We start from the raw sequence: 19,084 nt of genomic DNA, 5'->3' as shown, positions 1-19,084 counted from the left end.
GGAGGTCCGGCGCGGATTGCGTGCAGCAATCCGCGTGCCAGTCAGTCCGGCTTGATGTTCCCTTCGCGGACGACCTGCCGCCACATCGCGTATTCGCGGCGGGTGCGTGCATCGAGCTCGGCGGGGCCACCGGCGCCGGGTGTGGCGCCCTGTTCCGCCATGCGCTGCACGGTCGCGGGATCATCCAGCACGCCGCGCAGCGCGGCGGACATCTGCGCGATCACCGGCGCGGGCGTGCCGGCGGGCGCATAGAGCGCGACCCAGGTCACCACGTCGAGCGCGGGCATGCCGGCTTCCACGGCGCTCGGCACGCCGGGCAGCGCGCCCGAGCGGGTGGGCGCGGTCACGGCGAGCGCCCGCAGCCGCCCCTCGCGGGCGAGGCCGGCGACGGGCGGAATGGTGGTGATGAAGAGCTGGATGCGGTTCGCCAGCAGATCCTGGATGGCCGGGCCGACGGCGCGATAGGAGATGTGCGTGACGTCCAGCCCGCCGGCCTGCTGGCGGTACAGCTCGGTGCCGAGGTGCTGCACGCTGCCCGTGCCGGTCGAGCCGTAGTTCACCGTGCCGGGATTGGCACGGATCCAGGCCGTGAGCTCGGCGAGGGTGGTGGCCGGGATGGAGGGGTGGATCAGCACCGCATGCGGCGCGTCCATCACCTGGCCGATGGGTATCAGGTCCGCCAGCACGTCGTAGCCGAGGTCGGCGTTCAGATGCGGCGTGCCGACCACGTAGCCCGAATAGGCGGCGAGAAAGGTGTGCCCGTCGCGGGCGCGCAGCGTCGCGCGGATGGCGATGGCGCCGTCCGCGCCGGGGCGGTTCTCGACCACCACGGGCTTGCCGACGCGCGGCATCATCCCGCCGGCGGCGAGGCGCGCGGCGATGTCGGTCGTGCCTCCGGCGCCGTTGGGCACCAGGAAGGTGATGGCCTGGCTCGGCCAGGCCTCCGCGCGCGCCAGGGCCGGCGCGGCGAGAGGAGCGAGAAGGAAATGGCGTCGGCGCATCGGTGTCTCCCGAGTGGCGCCGCGGCTGGCGTTTTCGACTGCGATTGTTCGGATCACTCGATCCGAACCTGAATCGCCGCCGCAGATACTTTCTTGGGGAGGCTATCCCAGATGATCCATGGGCTTGTCAGCCCAACGCTTCGGCGTGTCCCGCGCGCATGGCGGCGCGCGCGTGGTAGAAGAAGGTGGCCTGCACGGGCTTGGGCTTGAGGCGGTAGTCATGCGCCTCGCGTGCCACCGCCGGCGGCAGGTCGCGGATCGTGCCGGCGGCCATGGCGCGCAGCTGCAGCCCGGCGCAGCGCTCCAGGAAGAGCGCGAGCACGGCGCTCTCCTCGATGTTCGTCGTCGCCGTCAGCAGCCCGTGATGGGCGAGCAGGATGGAGCGGTTGTTCCCCAGCGCGTTGCTGATGAGCTCGCCCTCCTCGTCGCCGATCGGCACGCCCGGCCATTCCGGCAGCCAGGCGCAATCCTCGTAGAACATGGAGGTGTCCATGTGCGACGGCTTCAGCGGCACGCCGATCATGGAGAGCGAGGAGGTCTGCGGCGGATGGGTGTGGACGATGCAGTTCACCTGCGGCCGCGCGCGGTAGATCCAGAGGTGAAAGCGGTTGGAGGGATTGGGCATGCCCTGCCCCTCCAGCACCTTCAGATCGTTGTCGACGAGCAGCAGGTTGGTGGCGGTGATCTCGTCCAGCCCCAGCCCGAAGCGCATGGTGTAGTAGGTGCCGGGCTCCGGTCCGCGCGCCGTCAGCTGGCCGGCGAGACCGGAGCCGTGGCCCTCCATGGCGAGCATGCGGCAGGCGAGCGCGAGGCGCTGCCGGACCGTCCAGTCGGGGATGCCGAGGTTGCGGCGGAAATCCTCTTCCGCCTTGGCGTGATAGGCCTCCTTGGGCCGCACCACCGTATCGCCATCCATCGGAACACCTCGTCGCCTGTCCCGGGTCGAATACCACTTAGGACACAAAGTGTCATATAGAATCTTCGTGGGGCATGGCGACGACGACGAGGACTTCGGCCGGCCTGCTCCCGAGGCTGCGGCTGCGATGCGGCAGGGAGGCGTCGAAATAGGCGGTGTCCCCGGCCTCCAGGACGATGGAGCGGCCGTCGAAGGAGAGCTCCATCCGGCCCTTCAGCACCAGCACGAACTCGTCGCCGGCGTGGCGGCCCATCGGGCCTTCGCGGAATTCCATAGGTGGGGTGACCAGAAAGGGCTCCATGGCCTTGAGCGGGCGGCCGGGGGCGAGCGGCGTGTAGTCGTCCGGCCCGCCGCCCATGAAGGAGCGCCGGTCGGCCACGCGGAGGACGGAGACGGTGCTCTCGTCCTTCGCCTCGCCGAGCAGCTGCCCCACGCCGATCCCGAAGGCCGCGGCCAGCTTCAGCGCCGTGGTGATGGAGGGCGTGGTGGCCGAGCGCTCCACCTTCGAGAGGAAGGAGCGCGTGAGGCCGGTGCGTTGCGCCAGCGCCTCCAGAGTGAGCCCGTGGCGGAGGCGCAGCGCCTTCACCCGGGGGCCTAGCGCGGGTTCGGTTCGCATGCGCTCACCGAACCCGCGCCAGGCTTGTTGTCTGGCGCATTCTCCGAGCCATCAGGCGTCCCGCCTGATTTGAGAATGCGCGTGGGTCGTGGCGAGCATGCCCTCCTGACTACTCGGGTTTGGCTCCGGATGCGATCACCACCCGCGCCCAGCGCTCCGTCTCGGCGACGGTCAGCGCCCGGAAGGCGGCACGCTCCGTCACGATGGGCAGCGAGCCGAGCTGGTCCAGCCGCGCACGGACATTCGGCGTCGCGGTGATGCGCGCGATCTCGTCGTGCAGCCGGTCGAGGACCGGCACCGGGGTCCGGGCATGCGCGAAGATGCCGCCCCAGACCAGCATCTCCAGCTGCGGGTAGCCGAGCTCCGCCACGCAGGGCACGTCCGGCAGCCGGGGCACGCGGGCGGCGCTCATCACCGCCAGCGCGCGCACGCGGCCGCCGTCCACGCGCGCGATGGCGGGCGCGAAATTGTCGAACATGATCTGCACGCGGCCGGCCTCGAGATCCTGGGCGGCCGCCGCGGCGGAGCGATAGGGCACGTGCACCAGCTCGATGCCCTCGATCTGGTTCAGCAGCTCGCCCGCCAGGTGCAGCGAAGTGCCGCTGCCCGAGGAGGCGAAGTTGAGCTGCCCCGGCCGCGCCTTCGCCAGCGCCACCAGCTCGGCGAGGCTGCCGACGGGCACCTCCTTGTTCACGACGATGACGTTGGGCGTGTTGTAGACGGGCGCCACGGCCTCCAGCTCGGCCAGCCAGTCGAAGGTGGCGGGCCGGAACAGGCTCTGGTTGATGGCGTGGTTCAGTGCGCCCATGAGCAGCGTCTGCCCGTCGGCGCGCGAGCGGATCACGTTCTCCATGCCGATCGTGCCGCCCTGGCCGACGCGGTTGTCGATCACCACGGAGGTGCCGAGCGCGGCGCCGAGCGGATCGCCGACCAGCCGGGCCATCAGGTCCGGCTGCGAGCCGGGCGCGGAAGCGACGACGAGGCGGATCGGCCCGTTGGGCCAGGATTGCGCACGGGCGAGAGACGGCGCGGCCAGCGTGGCGGCGAGAAGGGCGCGGCGGGGGAGGTGCGGCATGCGGAGGGCTCCGGCCAGGGGATAGGGAAGTCTGGCCGCGGCCGCGACGCCGGCCAATCGGTATAATCTCTCCTCCATGCGATGGCGTGCGGGTTTCGCCCAGGAAGCGGGCATGACTGCCTCGCAAGGATTCGCCGGATTGGCCGCTCCGCGTCTCCGGCCTAGGCTCGCCTGAACAGCTGCGGAGAGAGACGCCGATGCCGAACCTCGAAGTCGATGGCTACCCTGTATCCTATGCCGAGTCCGGGAGCGGCGCGCCGCTGCTGATGATCCACGGCACGCTGGGCGACCAGCGCAGCTTCGGCCCGCAGATGGCGGCCTTCGGCGCGAAGTACCATGTGATGTCGCTCAGCATGCGGCATGCCTGGCCCGGCACCTGGGAGGAAGGCGGCAACTTCACCATCGACCGCCATGTCGAGGACGTGGCCGGCTTCATCCGGGCGCTGAAGGCGGGGCCGGTCTACCTGCTCGGCCATTCGCGCGGCGGCCACATCGCCTTCCGCGTGGCCGAGCGGTACCCGGAGCTGATCAAGGCGCTGGTCCTGGCCGAGCCGGGCGGCGAGCTGGACGAGAGCCTGGGCGGCGTGCCGGCCGCCGGCAAACAGGCCGCGGGCTTCAACGCCGCGGCGCAGAAGATCGCGGCCGGCGACGTCGATAGCGGGCTGATCATGGTGGCGGAGCAGACCGGCGGCCCCGGCGCCTGGGAGAAGCGGCCGGAGGAGAAGAAGGTCATCAGCCGCGACAATGCCCGCACCCTGATCGGCCAGATGAACGAGCAGCGGAAGCCCTATTCCCGCGCGGCGGCGGAGGCGATCCGCATCCCGACGCTGCTGCTCGGGGGCGCCGACAGCCAGCCGAACTTCGCGAAGATCATCGACGCGCTGATCCGGTACATGCCGGACACGCAGCGCGTCACCGTGCCCAAGGCGACGCACGGGCTGAATTACGACAACCCGGATTTCTTCAACAAGGCGGTGCTGGATTTCCTGGCGGCGCACTGACGTGAGGGGCTCCGCCCCCCACACCCCCCGCCAGGGCTTTGGGCCCTGGACCCTTTTACAAATCCGAGATGCGGGAACATGAGGTTCCAGCCGGGGGTTGGCGCCGAAGGCGAGACAACGAGGGGCAGAGCTCCTCGATCTTAAGCCGCCTTCGCGATGTTCCAGTACACCGGGATCGCCGCGTCCAGGATCCCGGAGATCCGCGCGGTATGGCCGCGCACCAGGCTCATCGTGCCGATGGGCAGGTAGGGCACCACCTCCAGCGCGCGGAGCTGCGTCGCGGTGGCGATGCGGCGCCGCTCCTCCAGCGTCGGCGCGACCGCGAAGGCGTCGCGCAGGCGCTCCATCTCCGCGTCGTCGGGCCAGCCGGGCAGGGCGGTCCGCGCGCCGGCCGAGCGCAGCGCGATGTGACTCACCGGGTCCATCAGGTCCACGGCAGCCGGCGCCGAGACGAAGAGGCTCCAGCCGCCCTGGCTCACCGGGTTCTTCGAGAGGCGGCGTGTCACCAGCGTCGCCCAGTCCATGGCCTGGAGGTCCACGTTCATCCCCACGCGCCGCAGCCGGTCGGCCGCCACGCGCGCGAAGGTGCTGCTGATCGTGCTGTCCTGCGCATCCAGTACGGCAACGGGCGTGCCGTCATAGCCCGACTGCTGCACGGCCGTGCGCGCGAGGTCGAGGTTCGGCGCGGTCCAGCCCTCGTTCGTGTGGAAGGGCGAGGCGCAGGGGAAGAAGCTCTTGCAGTCCTGCCATCGCGCCGGGTCGGGCATGTAGGCGGGCATCATCTCGGCAGGGTCGACCAGCAGGCGCATGGCCTGGCGCAGCTTCACGTTGTCGAAGGGCGCGACGACGTGGTTCATCCGGAAGATCGGCTGCACGCCCGCGCTGTCCTGCGCGGCGAGGCGGAGGTTCCGGTTGCGCTGGACCACGGGGAAAAGGTCGGGCGGCAGCTCCTCGAAGATGTCGATCTCGCCCGTCTGGAGCGCGTTCAGCGCCGTGGTCGCGTCGGGCAGGGCGACCCATTCGATGGTCTCGACCTTCGCGAGCCTGGCGCCGGCCAGCCCGTCCGGCGCCTCGGAGCGCGGCACGTAGTCGGCGTTTCGGCGATAGGTGGTGCGGTCGCCGAGGCGCCAGTCCTCGCGCTTCAGCGTGTAGGGGCCCGAGCCCGTAGGGTCGGTGATGGGCGTGGTGATCGGCGTGGCCGCCACGCGCGCCGGCATGATGAAGGCCGGCAGGCCCGAGGGTTTTGCCAAGGCATCCAGCACCAGCGCCCAGGGGCGTTGCAGGGTCAGGCGGAAGCTCTTCGCATCCACGGCTTCGAGGCGGTTGCCTTCGGCCAGCATCTGCGCGCCGTGCCCGTCGCGGATGGCCCAGCGGCGCAGCGAGGCGACGACGTCCTCGCTGGTGACGGGGGCGCCGTCGTGGAAGCGCAGGTTGTCGCGGAGGGAAAAATTCCAGGTCAGGCCGTCGCTGCTGGTGCTGTGGCTCGCCACCATCTGCGGCTGCGGCCGCATCTTCGAGTCCAGCGCAAAAAGCGTGTCGTAGACCATGTAGCCATGGTTTCGGGCCATGTATTCCGGGCTGATGAAGGGATCGAGGCTCCGCAGGTCGCCGAAGAGCTTGACCCGCAGCACGCGTGGGTCGCCGCGGCCCTGGGCATAGGCGGGGGCGGCGAGCGGAAGGGCGGCAAGAGCCGCGAGACCGCGGCGGCTGATGGGCATATGGACCTCTCCTCGAACCCGGCATCGTTGCGCCGTTTCAGGAAGCGTCCGTCACCGCGAGGCGCTTGTCCAGGAGATCGCGCACGGCGTCCTCGCCCGAGAGCCAGGCGCCGGCGACGGTGCCGGCGAAGCGCGAATGGCAGGCCTCGCCGGCGAAGCGCAGCCGGCCCCCGGCCAGCGGCTGCGACAGCCGCGCGCGGGATTCGTGATGGCCCGGCCGCGCATGGGTGTAGCTGCCGCGGAACAGAGGGTTGATGCCCCAGTCGGTGATCACGGCCCGGCCCAGCAGCGCCGCACCCTCAGCGCCGAACATCGCGGCGAAATCGGCCCGGGCTGCGGCCTCGGTCGCGGCCTCGCCCTCCCTCGCGAGCTCCCAGGCACTGATACCGCCAACGAAGCCGAAGACCTGGTCGCGCTCGAAGGGCCAGAAGATCCAGCTCATGGCCGTGTGGACCTCGGGACCGAGAAGGCGGCGTGCGGAATGGAAGGGTTCCATGCCGAGCCGGTCCTCGCTTGTGGCGCGAAATCCGTATTTCGTGAGCAGGCCGAGCGGCAGGCCGTGGATCGCGTCCATAGTCTTAGCGGGCAGCTCCGGCGTGAAGCGGATGCCGCCCGCCGCCAGCACGCCGGTCGAGACGGTGACGATGGCGGCGCCCGCGCGCAGCGTGCCCCAATCGCCCTCCACGGTGACGCCGGGCCCGTCCCAGCGCAAACGGGTGACTGTGTGGTTCAGCCGGATCGGCAGCCCTTCGGCAAGCCGCGCCACCAGCGTGCCGAGGCCTTCGCGCGGCAGCAGGTTCGGGCCTTCCAGGTCGACCGCGACATAGTCCCTCAGCGAGATCAGCGAGAGCTCCGCCGCGTTGATCTGCGAGCCGAGCCAATGCGCGATGGTCTCGTTCCAGCGCCCGCCCTTCGGCACGACCTCGGAGACGGCGCGGTCGGGCTCGCTCGGCGTCTCGATGATCGCGGTCTCGAAGGCATCGAGGGCATGAAGATATTCAGCCATCTCGGCGCGCGTAGCGAAGCGATCGCCGAGATGCAGGTGCCGGCCGCGCACCGTGTCGTGGTCGATGTGCTCGCCGATGAAGGCGGTGAGTGGGTTCTCGTTCGCCTGGTGCAGCCAGGTGGCGCCATGGTCGAAGGGGGCGCCGAGCACCTCCGAGGTATGGGTCCGCCCGCCCACGCGGTCGCCCGCCTCCAGCACCACGCAGCTCTTCCCCGCCGCGACCAGCGCACGCGCGGCCGCGATCCCGGCGCAGCCCGCGCCGATCACCACCACGTCTGGATCATTCCGCAGCATCACCGCATCATGCCCTTCAAATTCCCGCGCTTTCACAAGGAACGCCCATGCTGCAACCCCCTCCCGCCGAGCCCGGCATGCGCGAGGACGAGGTCGACACGCCCGCCCTGATCCTCGACCTCGACGCCTTCGAGCACAATCTCGACACCATGGCCGGCTTCCTGGCGGGCAGCAGCGTGAAGCTGCGCGCGCATGCCAAGACCCACAAGTCGCCGGTCATCGCCAAGCTGCAGATGGCGCGCGGCGCGATCGGGCAATGCTGCCAGAAGGTGGGCGAGGCCGAGATCCTCGCCTGGGGCGGCATCCCGGACGTGATGGTGACCAACCAGGTCGTCGGCGCGCGCAAGCTGGCGCGGCTGGCGGCCCTGGCGAAGATCGCCCAGGTCTCCGTCTGCGTGGACGATCCGGCGCAGATCGCCGCCATCGAGGAGGCCGCCGAGGCCGGCGGCGTACGCATCCCCGTGCTGGTCGAGATCGACGTGGGCGGCAAGCGCTGCGGCGTCGAGGCCGGGCCGCCGGCCGTGGCGCTGGCCGAGGTGATCGCCGCCTCGAAGCATCTCAGCTTCCACGGCATCCAGGCCTATCACGGCAGCGCGCAGCACATCCGCGACCCCGAGGCCCGCGCGGCGGCGATCGGCCACGCGGTGGACGCCTCGCGCCGCACGGTGGAGCAGCTGCGCCAGCGCGGGCTCGACTGCCCGGTGGTCGGCGGCGCGGGCACGGGCAGCTTCCGGCACGAGCTGGCGAGCGGCGTCTACACCGAGCTCCAGGCCGGCTCCTACGCCTTCATGGACGCCGACTACGCCCGCAACACCGAGGCGCCGCCCTTCCGGCACGCGCTCTTCGTGCTGGCGACGGTCATGAGCGCCTCCTCGCCGAACGTCGCGGTGGTGGATGCGGGGCATAAGGCCATGCCGACGGACAGTGGTTATCCCGTGGTGCTAAACCGTCCGGGCGTCTCCTATGTCGGCGCCTCCGACGAGCACGGGAAGCTGACGGTGGAGGACCCCGACCTGCGCCCGCGGCTGGGGGAGAAGCTGCGGCTGATCCCGGGCCATTGCGACCCGACCGTGGACCGCTACGACTGGTATGTCGGCGTCCGGCGCGGGCGGGTGGAATGCCTCTGGCCGGTGGCGGCGCGCGGGGCGATGGCTTAGCGCCGCAAGCCCCCACGCGGCCGGACAAGCGCGGCGATCGTCTGCCGGACCTCATCCTCGTGTCGGGACAGGTGCTCGGCAACGGAGGGCGTGCGGCCGGCCAGACTCGCGAGTTGAAGAACGGCTTCGGCCGACTGGATGCGTCGCTCGTCCTCCAGGATGCGAAGGAAACCCATCGTGCTCAGCTCGACGATGCGCGACGTGTCGCGCACTGGTCTGGCGGTCCGCCTCGAAGATGACGAAGGCCTGAGTGGGAGCGATCTCGATCCGATCATGGTGGGCCTTGACCCAGGCCAGAATGTCGGCCGCGCCGAGCTTCGACGCGTCGTAAGTGGCTTCGTAGAAGACGGCGTCCGGATGACCTCGTCTGCCCCTTCGACATAGAGCAGATAGTCGAGGGATCGCGCGGCGGCCGGGGTGATGAGCGGACCCGTGTCTACCACCAAGATCTTGATGTGGATGGACATATCAGTGCTTCTGGAACATCCACTCGCGTGCCCGTGCGATCTTCTCTTCGCGTCCTGCCGTGGGGATCCGGGGGAGGGGCAGGCCCTCGTCCGCCAGCATCCGCAGCACCTCCCCGAAAGTCATTGTCGAGTTGCCGGCGCAGGTCGAGCGCCGTGATCTCGGCATTCGAATAGCGCTTCAGCAAGGTGCGACGTTCTTCTCGGGACATAGGGGCCTTTTACCATGCCGCCGTCACCCCAGCAGCAGATCCCGCGCCTCGTTGATCCGGCTGGCCAGCCAGTCGCTGCCGCCGTGGTCCGGATGCGCGGCCTGCATCAGCCGGCGATGCGCCGCCCGGATCTCCTCCTCGCTTGCCCCTTCGCGCAGCCCGAGCACGGCCAGCGCCTCCGCCCGCGTCATCGGACCGCCCGAGGCAGGCGGCGCCGCTTCCGAAGCCTCGCGCCAGTCCGGATGCACCCGGTCCAGCCAGGCCTCCAGCAGCGGCACGCTTTCGGCGTCGTTCGCCTGGCAATCCGCGAGCAGCGCCAGCAGCTCCGGCTTCTCCAGCGAGGCGAGGTTCCGCCCCGCGAAATCGCCGCGCCGAACCTGCCCGGACATGATCCCCGTCGCCAGGTCGAGCCGCATCTCCAGCGTCGCCGTCTCGACGCCGCTCGTGTCGCCCGGCCGGCTGAAGGTTTTCCGTGCGCGCCAGCTCTTCCAGGCCTGCCGCAGCGCCGGGCCGAACATGACCAGCGCCCAGAATGCGCTGGCCCCGCGGCCCGTGAACAGCATCAGCGCGAAGCCCGCCGCGCCCAGCGTCCCGAAGCCCCAGATCAGCGAGGCCTTCACCGCCGCCGGCCGCGCATTCGCGAAGGCGTAGAGCAACCCGAGCGCCGCCAGCATCACCAGCCCGCCGATGGCGATCGCGGCCATGCCTCAGCCCTCAGGGCGGGACGACCGCGGGCGCGAAAGCGCAGAAGGTCTGAATCCCGCGACAAAACAAAAGGCTAGGCCATGACGCGCGGGCGAATCCGGTCGCATCATGGCCTGGGCGCCGCGAGCTGCCCCGCGATCCCAGTGGCCGCGCCGCCCTGCAGCCGCGCCAGCGCCGCCCGCCCTCCCGCAGCAAAGACCGCGACGGCCCGCAGCAGGTCGCGCAGGGCGTCGGCGCTGTTCGCGTCGAAGGGCGCCCAGGCCCCGCCCGAAAGCTTCGCCACCTGCTTGAAGCCCGCCTCCGCCACCCGGTCCCCCCCTTCCTGGAAGCAGAAGACCGGCGCGCCATGCATCCCGAGCTGGCCGGCGAGATGGCAGATCGGGTCGGCCGCCTCCTCGAAGGCATCGCCCACCAGCACCACGGCGTTCACGCGCTCGCGCTTGGTCTCGGCCAGCGCGTGCTCCAGCACGCGGAGGATCTGCGTCTGCCCGCCCAGCACCGTGACGCCCGACATCCGCCGGGCCAGCTCCGCCGTGTCGGTCAGGAAGGGCGTCGCCGCGAATTCCATGTAGCCGCGCCAATAGGCGAGCTGCACCGCCAGCCCGCCGAGGTCGCGCGTGGCAGAAAACATCTCGGATTGCAGGTGGCAGGCGCGGTCCCAGGCGTGCTGGCGCGAGGCGGTCGCGTCCACCGCGAAGATCAGCCGCCCGCCGCCGCGCCCCGCCCGGACGGCCGGCGTCGAGGCCACCTTCTGCAGGAAGGCGGCGACGGCGGCATTGCCGGGCTTGGCCGGGAGCTGGGTCATCCTGCGCCAACACATGGTCCATGCGGGGCGGCTGCGCCAGAGGGGTGGCGCCAGAGGGGTGGCGCCGGAGGGGAAAGGTCCGGGGTGGCGTTCCGGCCCGCGCCGAGGCTAGGCTTCCATGCATGCGCAAGATGATCCTCGCCGTCCTCCTCTCGGCCCTGGCCCTGCCCGGACTGGCGCAGCAGCCGCCGGAGCCGGAGGCGGTGACCCAGCTCCGCCGAATGCTCGGCTCGGGCGTGACGCTGGCCTATGGCACGGCGACCGCCACCGACGTGCAGGGCGGCGCCGCGTTGAGTGCGGTCGTGCTGACCAAGGGCGCCGAAACCATCCGCATCGCCGAGGCCCGGCTGGAGGGGCTGCGAGAGGACGGCATCGCGCGGCTCTCGCTGCGCGACATCCAGATCGCCGGCGGACAGGTGCCGGCCACGCTGGACCGGCTCGACCTGGAGGGGCTGACCATCCGGCGCCAGCCCGGCGGCGCGCCGCCCAAGCCGACCGACGTCTCCGCGGACCTCCTGCGGCTGGAGAATTGGCGCAGCACGGGCGACACGCCGGTGAACATCGGCGCCGTCAGCGTTGAGAATTTCGGGGCAGGCCGCACCGGCGCCACCAATGTCACCGCGCTCGAGGTGGGCCTCCGCGGCGCCGGGCCGGTGGATCGGCTGGCCATCGCGCGCATCGCCTTCAGCGGGCTCGACACGGCCGAGATCCTGTCGGCGATCATGGAGCAGCGGCCGCCGGCGACCCCGCCCGGCCGCTCCAGCCTCGACATCGAGAGCGTCAGCGTCAGCCAGGCCGGCAACGTGATCGGGCGGCTCGGCGCCTTCACCATGCGTGGCGAGGTGGCGCCCGGCCGGCCGAGCTCCGGCTCCTTCGCGCTGCGCGGGCTGGAGGTGAATCCGGCGCCGCCGCATGCCGAATGGATGCAGCGGCTCGACTACACCAGCCTGCGCGCCGAGGCCCGGATGGAGGCCACGCATGACACCGCGACCGGCGTGCTCGACATGCCCGTCTTCAGCATCGAACTGCGCGATGCGGGCGAGCTGAGCCTCGCCTTCCGCGTGGACAACGTGCGCGAGAACATGGACGCCCGGAGCGCCGAGAACATGCGGCTGATCTCGGCACGGCTGCGCTATGCCGACCTCTCGCTGTTCCGCCGCTGGGTGCGGACCGCCGCCCAGCGCGACGGCGCGCCGGAGAACACCTTCCGCCAGCGCCTCGCGCAGCAGGCGACGGCGGCGCTGACCGGGCCGACGCTGGCCCCGGCGCGTGACGCGGTGCAGCGCTTCCTCCGCGGCGACGCGACGGTGCTGGAGCTGGCGGCCGCCCCGCGCGCGCCGCTGAGCATGGGGCTGGTGCAGCGCAAGCCGCAGCGGAACCTGGCGGGCTGGCAGGACATGTTCGGATTGACGCTGACGGCGCGCTGACCGCGGCCGATACCGGGAGGCCTTGCCATACTGGGAAGCCGGTGTCCTCAATGCCGCCCCTTCCGAGGCTCCCGCCCATGCCGTTGTCCCGCCGTCTCGCCCTGCGATGCGCCTGCGCATCCCTGTTCGCAGGTGGCGTCCAGGCGCGCGCCGCCTCCGGCCTGCCGCCGACCACGCTGACGCCGGACCAGGCGCTGGCGCGGCTGATGGAGGGCAACCGCCGCTTCGTGGCCGACGCTCCCCGGCCCGCGCCGGAACACGCGGCACGGCGCCGCGCGCTGGCGCAGGGCCAGGCGCCCTTCGCCACCGTGCTGACCTGCGCCGACAGCCGCACCTCGCCCGACACTCTCTTCGACGTCGGTCTCGGCGAGATCTTCGGCCTGCGGGTGGCAGGCAATACGCTCTCGCCGGCCAGCCTCGGCAGCATGGAGTATTCCAGCATGAGCCTGGGCGTGCCGCTCATCATGGTGCTGGGCCATGAACGCTGCGGCGCCGTGGATGCCGCGGTCGAGGTTGCCGAGCGCAACGCCCGGCTGCCCGGCTCGCTCATGGCGATGGTCGAGCCCATCCTGCCGGCGGTGGCGGAGGCGAAGCGCGGCAACCCCGCCGACCTGCTGGACGCGACGGTCCGCGCCCATGCGCTCCGCACCGCGCGCCGGCTGCGGGAGGAGGAGTCGGTGCTGACGCCGCGCCTCGCGAGCGGCGCGCTGCGCGTGGTGGCGGCGCGCTACGACCTCGACGGCGGGGACGTCGCCCTGCTCGAAGGCTGAGGCTACTGCAGGCTGAGGCCCGCGAACCGCACCAGCGCCGCGTGGCGCTCCAGCTCGCTGGCCAGCAGCGCGGTCAGCCGCTCCGGGCCGCCGCCGATGATGTCGAGGCCCTGCGCCTCCAGCCGCTGGCGGCCCTCCGGATCCTGCAGGATCTCGTTCACCAGCGTGTTCAGCGCCTGCACGATGGGCGCGGGCGTGCCCTTCGGCAGCATCAGGCAGAACCAGCTGCCGAATTCCAGCCCGGGCATGCCGAGCTCGGCGGTCGTGGGAACGTCGGGCAGCACGATCGAGCGGCGGTCGCTCAGCACGGCGATGGGCCGCACCTGCCCCGCGCGGATCTGCGGCTGCGCGCCGGTCACGAGGTTGAACATCACCTGGATGCGGCCGGCATAGAGGTCGGTGAAGCCCTGGCCGATGCCGTTATAGGGCACATGGACCATCTCGGTGCTCGTCGCCTGCCGGTACAGTTCGCCCGCCAGGTGCATGGAGCTGCCGTTGCCGGAAGAGCCGAAGGAGATCTGGCTGGGATGGGCCTTCAGGTATTCGGTCAGCTCGGCGAGCGTGTGCACGGGCAGCGCGTTGTTCACCACCAGCACGTTGGGGACGTTGCCCAGCAGCATCACCGGCTCGTAGTCGCGCTGCGGGTTGTAGGGCAGGTTCTGGTAGAGGGACGGGTTGGTGGCCATGGTCCCGGCCCAGCTGAAGAGGATCGTGTAGCCGTCCGGCGCCGAGCGGGCGGCGGCCGTCGCGCCGACATTGCCGTTGGCGCCGGGGCGGTTGTCCACCAGGGTCCGCTGCGGCAGGCGCTTGTCCATCTCCTGCGCGAGGATGCGGGCGAGCGTATCGGCGGTGCCTGCGCCGCCGGCGGCGGGGAGGATGATGCGCAGCGGCCGGTCCGGCCAGCCGGGCGGGAGCGTCACGGCGCCCGCGCCCGGCGTCAGGAGGGGCAGGGCCGCGAGGCTGGGCAGAAGAGCACGGCGCGTGAGGAACATCAGGGAAATCCGGGGGCACATGGACAACAGAAGCCCGATCAGACCATGATTTCCGCAACGCAGCAAAGCCTGCACTGGACGAGTTTTCCGCATGAACCAGACCACACGGATCGCGACACAAGCCCCGGATCAGGCCGGCCTCGCCGCCCTGGAGGCGCAGGTCGCTGCTGATCTGGAGACGCTGAACCTCCCGCCGAAGAACTGGGTTCCGCCGGTCATCCGCGACGGCGTCGCGGTGCTGGACGCGGTGGTGATCGGCGCGGGGATGAACGGCATCGCGGCGGCCGGCTCGCTGATCTTCAAGGGCATGCCGAACATCGCCGTGCTGGAGGCCGCGGGTCCCGGCCAGGAAGGCCCCTGGTGCACCACGGCGCGCATGGACACGCTGCGTTCACCCAAGACGCTGCCCGGCCCCTGCTTCGGCATCCCCTCGCTGACCTTCCGCGCCTGGTATGTGGCCAGCTTCGGCGTGGAGAGCTGGGAGGCGCTCTACAAGATCTTCAACCGGACCTGGCAGGAGTATCTCGGCTGGCTGCAGCGGGTGCTGAAGCTGCCGCTGACGCATTTCTCCCGCGTCACGAGGATCAGCCCGGCCGACGGCCTGCTGCGCCTGACCGTTGAGCAGCCGGAGGGCACGCGCACGCTGCTCGCGCGCCACGTGGTGATGGCCACGGGCCGCGCCGGCGCAGGCGGGCTGGACCTGCCGGATTTCGTGGATCGCGCGCTGTTTCCCGATCTCGCCGCGCTGGCGCCGCAGCCCATCGACTTCGAGGCGCTGCGTGGGAAGAGCATCGGCATCATCGGCGGCGGCGCCTCGGCCTGGGACAATGCGGCGACGGCTCTGGAGCGCGGCGCCGCGCGGGCGGACCTCTACGTCCGCCGCGCCGTGCTGCCCCAGGTGAACAAGGGCCGCGGCAGCACGGGACCGCACTACCACAACGGGCTGGAGGCGCTGTCTGAGGCGGAGAAGTGGAAGCTCGCTGTCTATCTCTACGACGAGCAGGCGCCCGTGCCGCACGAGACCGTGCACCGTGCGCTGCGGCAGCCGGGCTTCCATGTCCACCTTGCCACGCCCACCCGCTGGGCCAGGCGCGACGAGGACCAGGCGGTGATCGCGGTCGGCGGGGAGAATCCGCGCGAGGAGCGGCACGACTTCGTCATCGTCGCCACCGGCTTTTCCGTCGATCCCCTGCACGTGCCGGAGCTTGGCGACTTCGCGCCGCATGTCCGGCGCTGGATTGACGTCATCGGCGACGCCCCGCCCGAGCTGCGCCGGCGCGAGATCGAGACCTTCCCGGTCCTTGGCCCCGGTTTCGAACTGCAGCCGCGCGATGCCTCCGCGCCGCCGGAGCTGCAACGCATCCACTTCGTGAACTACGGCGCCCATCTCAGCCATGGCGGCATCGCGAGCGACATCCCTGGCGTTGTGGTCGCAGGCGAGCGGGTGGCCGATGCGGTCCTGCGTGCGCTCTTCCTGGCGGAATTTCCGGCCATCCGGCAGGCGCTGGTGGAGTATGACGAGCCCGAACTTCTCGGCACGCCCTTCTACGTGCCGAAGCCTTGATGGAGCCTGTTCCGAATGCGTGACGTGATCGACGAGCTGATGGGCATCAAGCCCGGCTCCAAGCTGGACGAGCTGCGGGCCCTGCGCCCGGATGTTCGCCTTGCGACCCAGGCCAGCGAGGCTGCGATCTTCGAAGGCGAGAGCGGGCTGACGCGGACGGAGCGCCACGCCGTGGCGCTGCACGTCGCCGAGCTGAACAAGGATGCCGTGCTGGCGGAGCTCCATCGCGCGAAGGCCGGCGACAGCCCGCGCATCCCCGTGCTGCTGGCCCACGCCACCATGCTCACCAAGGCCCCTGACCAGGCGACGCCCGAGGCGATCCAGACGCTCATCGCGGCCGGCCTCGCGCCGCGCGACGTGGTGATGCTCTCGCAGCTCATCGCCCACGTGAACTACGAGGCGCGGCTGCTCGCCGGCCTGCGATTGCTGGAGGAAGCATAGTGGCCCCCGATTCAGACCTCCGCGCGAAGAGCGCGCTTCGGCCATCGGAGACTGTGTGATGAGCACGCATGATTTCGGCTTCACCATCGACACGCTGGAATGGAAGGCCTGGGCGCCGGTCCTCGATCTGGAGAAGGCCACGCCGGACGAGATCAAGGTGCTGGAGGAAAGCCACCCGAAGGCGAAGACCTCGCCCTATTACCTGCTGCTCGTGCAGGAGGCCGAGGTGCTGCGGCAGCGCTCGAAGCTCTTCAACACGATCATGTATGGCCCGCGCGGCGCCCCGCGCGCCGATCGCGAGCTCGCCGCGACAGCCGAATCCCGCGTGAACGGCTGCCCCTATTGCGCCAGCGTCCACGCGCAGCGCTTCGTGCAGATGAAGGGCGACAAGGACCTCATGCAGCACCTGCTGGACGAGGGCGTGGACACGCCCATGCCGTCCCGCCAGCGCGCCATCGTCGATTACGCCGTGAAGCTCGGCGCCACGCCCTCGGCCGCGACGGCGGAGGACGTCGCAAAGCTGCGCGCCGAGGGCCTGAACGACGCCGAGATCCTGGACATCACGCTCTCGGTTGCGATGTTCGCCAATGCCAATCGCCTGATGCAAACCCTTGGAGAGGCCGTGCGCCCATGAATGACGTCGCCACCGCGGAAACGCTCGTCGAGACCGCCCACCGCGTCCTGCCCGCCGGCAACTTCGGAAACTTCGCCAGCGACATCGCCATCGTGAAGGGCGCTGGCGGCCATGTCTGGGACACCGAGGGCAACGAGTACATCGACTACCTGCTCGGCTCCGGCCCCATGTTCATCGGCCATGCCCATCCCGAGGTGACGGCGGCGGTGCTGGAGCAGGTCCCGCTCGGCACCACCTTCTTCACCAACAACCCGCACGGCATCCGGCTGGCGGAGAAGATCGTCGCCGCGCTGCCCTGCGCCGACCAGGTGCGCTTCCTCGGCTCGGGCACCGAGGCGGACATGTATGCGATGCGCGTCGCCCGCGCCTTCCGCGGTCGCGACAAGATCGTGAAGTTCGAGGGCGGCTACCACGGCATGAGCGACCATGGGCTCATGAGCCTCGCGCCCAAGCGCCCCGGCAACTTCCCGCTCGCCATCCCCGACAGCCCCGGTATCCCCGCCAAGGTCCGCGACGACGTGCTGGTCGCGCCCTACAACGACGCTGATCATGTGGTTGCGCTGATCGAGGCGCAGCACGACGAGATCGGCGGCGTCATCGTCGAGCCCTTCCAGCGGCTGATCCCGCCGGTGCCGGGCTTCCTCGAGGCGCTGCGCGAGGTGACCGCGCGCTTCGGCATTCCGCTGATCTTCGACGAGGTCGTGACCGGGTTCCGCTTCGCCTATGGCGGCGCGCAGAGCTACTACGGCGTGACGCCGGACCTCTGCACGCTGGGCAAGATCGTCGGCGGCGGATTTCCGCTCTCCGCGCTCGCCGGCCGCGCCGACATCATGGCGCATTTCGACAAGGCCAAGGTCGGCGAGGACGGGTTCCTCATGCAGGTGGGGACGCTCTCGGGCAATCCGGTGGCCTCCGTCGCCGGCCTCGCCACGCTCGACGTGCTGTCCCGCCCGGGGACCTATGAGAAGGTCTTCGCGCTCGGTCAGTCGCTGATGGATGGGCTGACCAGGCTGCTGAACGACAAGGGCCTGCCGGGCCAGGTGGTCGGCGAGGCGCCGCTCTTCGACATCGTCTTCGCCGAGGGGCCGATCCGCAACTACCGCGACGTGCTGAAGGCCGACACGAAGCTGGCCGCGCATTTCAACAAGCACCTGCGCGCGGCGGGAATCCTGAAGGGCGACAGCAAGTACTACATATCGACGGCGCACACGCCGGACGACGTGACGAAGACGCTCGACGCCTTCGCGGCGGGCATCAAGGCGCTCTGAACCTTGATCCACTGGCGTGGATCAAGGTTCAGCCTTTGCTGAGAGACGATTCACCGCTTCGGCGATTCCGCCTCGGCGGATCGTGCTCTGACGGATTCGTCCGGACCGATTGACGGGGGCCTGCCTCGAATGTTCCACTGACGGAAAGTCGGAGGAAATCATGGCAGGCTCGCTCTCACCGGAGCAGGCGCGCGCCTATGGCGAGCGTGGCTACGTCTTTCCCGTCCGCGTGATGCCCGCCGAGGAAGCCGGCCGGACCCTCGCGGCGCTGCGCGCCACCGAGGCCCGGCTGGGCAGCCGGCTCGCCGGCCGGATGAACCAGAAGCCGCACCTCCTCTTCCCCTGGGCCGACGCGCTGGTGCGCCATCCCGCCGTGCTCGATGCGGTGGAGAGCGTGCTCGGACCGGACATCCTCTGCTGGGGCAGCCAGTTCTTCAGCAAGGAGGCGCGCGACCCCGCCTATGTCTCCTGGCACCAGGACGGCACCTATTGGGGCCTCTCCTCGCCCGACGTGGTCACCGCCTGGGTCGCGCTGACGCCAAGCGTGGTGGAGAACGGCTGCATGCGCGTGGTGCCCGGCACCCAGCGCGAACCCGTGCCGCATGCCGACACCTATGCCGCCGACAACCTGCTCTCGCGCGGGCAGGAGGTAGCGGTGCAGGTGGACGAGGCGGACGCCGTCGATATCCAGCTCCAGCCCGGCGAAATGAGCCTGCACCACGTGCTCATCGTCCATGGCAGCGAGCCGAACCATGCGGAGTATCCGCGCATCGGCTTCGCCATCCGCTACGTGCCGACGCACGTGCATCAGCTCAACGGCGAGAAGGACAGCGCGCTGCTGGTGCGCGGCACCGATCGCCACGGCCATTTCGAGCTTGAGGAATCGCCGAGGGCGGAGATGGAGCCGGAGGCCGTCGAGCGGCACGCGCGCATCCTCGATCGGCAGCTGGCCATCCTCTACCGGGGCGCCGCGCAGGGCGGGAAGCTCGGAGACACCATCAAGTCGTGACGACGGACC

At 70.5% G+C, this 19,084-nt stretch carries 20 protein-coding genes; 9 read left to right on the top strand and 11 right to left on the bottom strand.

From position 1 onward, the window contains the following. Positions 1-41: 41 nt before the first annotated feature. From AC1ROY_RS16245 to AC1ROY_RS16230, 4 genes are all read right to left on the bottom strand, one after another. Complete coding sequence (locus AC1ROY_RS16245) at positions 42-1,001, bottom strand: Bug family tripartite tricarboxylate transporter substrate binding protein (RefSeq protein ID WP_493149885.1); 960 nt, start codon at positions 999-1,001, stop codon at positions 42-44. Positions 1,002-1,128: 127 nt separating this feature from the next. Then, positions 1,129-1,917, bottom strand: coding sequence for an aldolase (locus tag AC1ROY_RS16240; protein ID WP_493149884.1), 789 nt, complete (start codon positions 1,915-1,917; stop codon positions 1,129-1,131). 52 nt (positions 1,918-1,969) lie between these two features. Next, positions 1,970-2,533: a helix-turn-helix domain-containing protein gene (locus tag AC1ROY_RS16235; RefSeq protein ID WP_493149883.1), complete on the bottom strand. Its 564-nt coding sequence runs from the start codon at positions 2,531-2,533 to the stop codon at positions 1,970-1,972. A gap of 109 nt (positions 2,534-2,642) precedes the next feature. Continuing rightward, positions 2,643-3,608, bottom strand: coding sequence for a tripartite tricarboxylate transporter substrate binding protein (locus AC1ROY_RS16230; RefSeq protein WP_493149882.1), 966 nt, complete (start codon positions 3,606-3,608; stop codon positions 2,643-2,645). A gap of 197 nt (positions 3,609-3,805) precedes the next feature. Here AC1ROY_RS16230 and AC1ROY_RS16225 point away from each other — a divergent pair, with 197 nt between their 5' ends. Then, positions 3,806-4,609 (top strand): alpha/beta fold hydrolase, encoded by an 804-nt coding sequence (locus AC1ROY_RS16225; RefSeq protein ID WP_493149881.1) that lies wholly within the window; start codon positions 3,806-3,808, stop codon positions 4,607-4,609. Positions 4,610-4,749: 140 nt separating this feature from the next. Here the strand turns inward: AC1ROY_RS16225 and AC1ROY_RS16220 are convergent, their stop codons facing one another. Together AC1ROY_RS16220 and AC1ROY_RS16215 are read right to left on the bottom strand one after the other, a co-directional pair. Continuing rightward, entirely contained in the window at positions 4,750-6,327 is a 1,578-nt protein-coding gene (locus AC1ROY_RS16220; RefSeq protein ID WP_493149880.1) for an ABC transporter substrate-binding protein, read from the bottom strand. A 37-nt stretch (positions 6,328-6,364) separates the two neighbouring features. Beyond that, complete coding sequence (locus AC1ROY_RS16215) at positions 6,365-7,627, bottom strand: flavin monoamine oxidase family protein (RefSeq protein WP_493149879.1); 1,263 nt, start codon at positions 7,625-7,627, stop codon at positions 6,365-6,367. Positions 7,628-7,674: 47 nt separating this feature from the next. On the opposite strand from AC1ROY_RS16215, the gene AC1ROY_RS16210 reads away from it, so the two are divergent. Then, positions 7,675-8,784: a DSD1 family PLP-dependent enzyme gene (locus tag AC1ROY_RS16210; protein WP_493149878.1), complete on the top strand. Its 1,110-nt coding sequence runs from the start codon at positions 7,675-7,677 to the stop codon at positions 8,782-8,784. On the opposite strand, the gene AC1ROY_RS16205 is transcribed toward AC1ROY_RS16210, so the two are convergent. The 4 genes from AC1ROY_RS16205 to AC1ROY_RS16190 all read right to left on the bottom strand — a co-directional run bounded on the left by AC1ROY_RS16205 (position 8,781) and on the right by AC1ROY_RS16190 (position 10,970). Continuing rightward, a complete protein-coding gene (locus AC1ROY_RS16205; protein WP_493149877.1) occupies positions 8,781-8,996 on the bottom strand; it encodes a hypothetical protein in 216 nt (71 codons plus the stop codon). The genes AC1ROY_RS16210 and AC1ROY_RS16205 overlap by 4 nt on opposite strands. A gap of 256 nt (positions 8,997-9,252) precedes the next feature. Next, positions 9,253-9,375: a hypothetical protein gene (locus AC1ROY_RS16200; protein ID WP_493149876.1), complete on the bottom strand. Its 123-nt coding sequence runs from the start codon at positions 9,373-9,375 to the stop codon at positions 9,253-9,255. 108 nt (positions 9,376-9,483) lie between these two features. Then, positions 9,484-10,164: a J domain-containing protein gene (locus AC1ROY_RS16195; protein ID WP_493149875.1), complete on the bottom strand. Its 681-nt coding sequence runs from the start codon at positions 10,162-10,164 to the stop codon at positions 9,484-9,486. Between the two features lie 107 nt (positions 10,165-10,271). Further along, positions 10,272-10,970, bottom strand: coding sequence for a VWA domain-containing protein (locus tag AC1ROY_RS16190; protein ID WP_493149874.1), 699 nt, complete (start codon positions 10,968-10,970; stop codon positions 10,272-10,274). A 122-nt stretch (positions 10,971-11,092) separates the two neighbouring features. Between AC1ROY_RS16190 and AC1ROY_RS16185 the strand changes: the two genes are divergently transcribed. After that, positions 11,093-12,397: an aq_1923 C-terminal domain gene (locus tag AC1ROY_RS16185; RefSeq protein WP_493149873.1), complete on the top strand. Its 1,305-nt coding sequence runs from the start codon at positions 11,093-11,095 to the stop codon at positions 12,395-12,397. A 77-nt stretch (positions 12,398-12,474) separates the two neighbouring features. Further along, positions 12,475-13,167, top strand: a complete 693-nt coding sequence (locus AC1ROY_RS16180; protein WP_493149872.1) for a carbonic anhydrase — start codon at positions 12,475-12,477, stop codon at positions 13,165-13,167. A gap of 2 nt (positions 13,168-13,169) precedes the next feature. Here AC1ROY_RS16180 and AC1ROY_RS16175 read toward each other — a convergent pair whose 3' ends face one another. Beyond that, positions 13,170-14,159, bottom strand: a complete 990-nt coding sequence (locus tag AC1ROY_RS16175; RefSeq protein ID WP_493149871.1) for a Bug family tripartite tricarboxylate transporter substrate binding protein — start codon at positions 14,157-14,159, stop codon at positions 13,170-13,172. Positions 14,160-14,250: 91 nt separating this feature from the next. On the opposite strand from AC1ROY_RS16175, the gene AC1ROY_RS16170 reads away from it, so the two are divergent. The 5 genes from AC1ROY_RS16170 (at position 14,251) to AC1ROY_RS16150 (ending at position 19,075) form a co-directional block, all read left to right on the top strand. Continuing rightward, the gene (locus AC1ROY_RS16170) at positions 14,251-15,723 is read left to right on the top strand and encodes an NAD(P)-binding domain-containing protein (protein WP_493149870.1); all 1,473 of its coding nucleotides are present in this window, start codon (positions 14,251-14,253) and stop codon (positions 15,721-15,723) included. A gap of 15 nt (positions 15,724-15,738) precedes the next feature. Then, entirely contained in the window at positions 15,739-16,164 is a 426-nt protein-coding gene (locus AC1ROY_RS16165; RefSeq protein ID WP_493149869.1) for a hypothetical protein, read from the top strand. Positions 16,165-16,222: 58 nt separating this feature from the next. Next, positions 16,223-16,798, top strand: coding sequence for a peroxidase-related enzyme (locus AC1ROY_RS16160; protein WP_493149868.1), 576 nt, complete (start codon positions 16,223-16,225; stop codon positions 16,796-16,798). After that, on the top strand, positions 16,795-18,066 hold the full coding sequence (locus tag AC1ROY_RS16155) for an aspartate aminotransferase family protein (protein WP_493149867.1): 1,272 nt from the start codon (positions 16,795-16,797) through the stop codon (positions 18,064-18,066). Before AC1ROY_RS16160 ends, AC1ROY_RS16155 begins: the two co-directional genes overlap by 4 nt. 160 nt (positions 18,067-18,226) lie before the next feature. Beyond that, on the top strand, positions 18,227-19,075 hold the full coding sequence (locus AC1ROY_RS16150) for a phytanoyl-CoA dioxygenase family protein (protein WP_493149866.1): 849 nt from the start codon (positions 18,227-18,229) through the stop codon (positions 19,073-19,075). Positions 19,076-19,084: the final 9 nt, after the last annotated feature.

The sequence above is a fragment of the Roseococcus sp. GW821-FHT12F05 genome (assembly GCF_058806835.1).
Note: the sequence above shows the minus strand (reverse complement) of the source record. Positions and strands in the feature narration are given on the sequence as shown.

Bases quoted from the DNA above. Each gene is read 5' to 3' on its own strand.
- AC1ROY_RS16245 (WP_493149885.1), bottom strand. From the start codon at position 1,001: ATGCGCCGACGCCATTTCCTTCTCGCTCCTCTCGCCGCGCCGGCCCTG.
- AC1ROY_RS16240 (WP_493149884.1), bottom strand. From the start codon at position 1,917: ATGGATGGCGATACGGTGGTGCGGCCCAAGGAGGCCTATCACGCCAAG.
- AC1ROY_RS16235 (WP_493149883.1), bottom strand. From the start codon at position 2,533: ATGCGAACCGAACCCGCGCTAGGCCCCCGGGTGAAGGCGCTGCGCCTC.
- AC1ROY_RS16230 (WP_493149882.1), bottom strand. From the start codon at position 3,608: ATGCCGCACCTCCCCCGCCGCGCCCTTCTCGCCGCCACGCTGGCCGCG.
- AC1ROY_RS16225 (WP_493149881.1), top strand. From the start codon at position 3,806: ATGCCGAACCTCGAAGTCGATGGCTACCCTGTATCCTATGCCGAGTCC.
- AC1ROY_RS16220 (WP_493149880.1), bottom strand. From the start codon at position 6,327: ATGCCCATCAGCCGCCGCGGTCTCGCGGCTCTTGCCGCCCTTCCGCTC.
- AC1ROY_RS16215 (WP_493149879.1), bottom strand. From the start codon at position 7,627: ATGCTGCGGAATGATCCAGACGTGGTGGTGATCGGCGCGGGCTGCGCC.
- AC1ROY_RS16210 (WP_493149878.1), top strand. From the start codon at position 7,675: ATGCTGCAACCCCCTCCCGCCGAGCCCGGCATGCGCGAGGACGAGGTC.
- AC1ROY_RS16200 (WP_493149876.1), bottom strand. From the start codon at position 9,375: ATGACTTTCGGGGAGGTGCTGCGGATGCTGGCGGACGAGGGCCTGCCC.
- AC1ROY_RS16195 (WP_493149875.1), bottom strand. From the start codon at position 10,164: ATGGCCGCGATCGCCATCGGCGGGCTGGTGATGCTGGCGGCGCTCGGG.
- AC1ROY_RS16190 (WP_493149874.1), bottom strand. From the start codon at position 10,970: ATGACCCAGCTCCCGGCCAAGCCCGGCAATGCCGCCGTCGCCGCCTTC.
- AC1ROY_RS16185 (WP_493149873.1), top strand. From the start codon at position 11,093: ATGCGCAAGATGATCCTCGCCGTCCTCCTCTCGGCCCTGGCCCTGCCC.
- AC1ROY_RS16180 (WP_493149872.1), top strand. From the start codon at position 12,475: ATGCCGTTGTCCCGCCGTCTCGCCCTGCGATGCGCCTGCGCATCCCTG.
- AC1ROY_RS16175 (WP_493149871.1), bottom strand. From the start codon at position 14,159: ATGTTCCTCACGCGCCGTGCTCTTCTGCCCAGCCTCGCGGCCCTGCCC.
- AC1ROY_RS16170 (WP_493149870.1), top strand. From the start codon at position 14,251: ATGAACCAGACCACACGGATCGCGACACAAGCCCCGGATCAGGCCGGC.
- AC1ROY_RS16165 (WP_493149869.1), top strand. From the start codon at position 15,739: ATGCGTGACGTGATCGACGAGCTGATGGGCATCAAGCCCGGCTCCAAG.
- AC1ROY_RS16160 (WP_493149868.1), top strand. From the start codon at position 16,223: ATGAGCACGCATGATTTCGGCTTCACCATCGACACGCTGGAATGGAAG.
- AC1ROY_RS16155 (WP_493149867.1), top strand. From the start codon at position 16,795: ATGAATGACGTCGCCACCGCGGAAACGCTCGTCGAGACCGCCCACCGC.
- AC1ROY_RS16150 (WP_493149866.1), top strand. From the start codon at position 18,227: ATGGCAGGCTCGCTCTCACCGGAGCAGGCGCGCGCCTATGGCGAGCGT.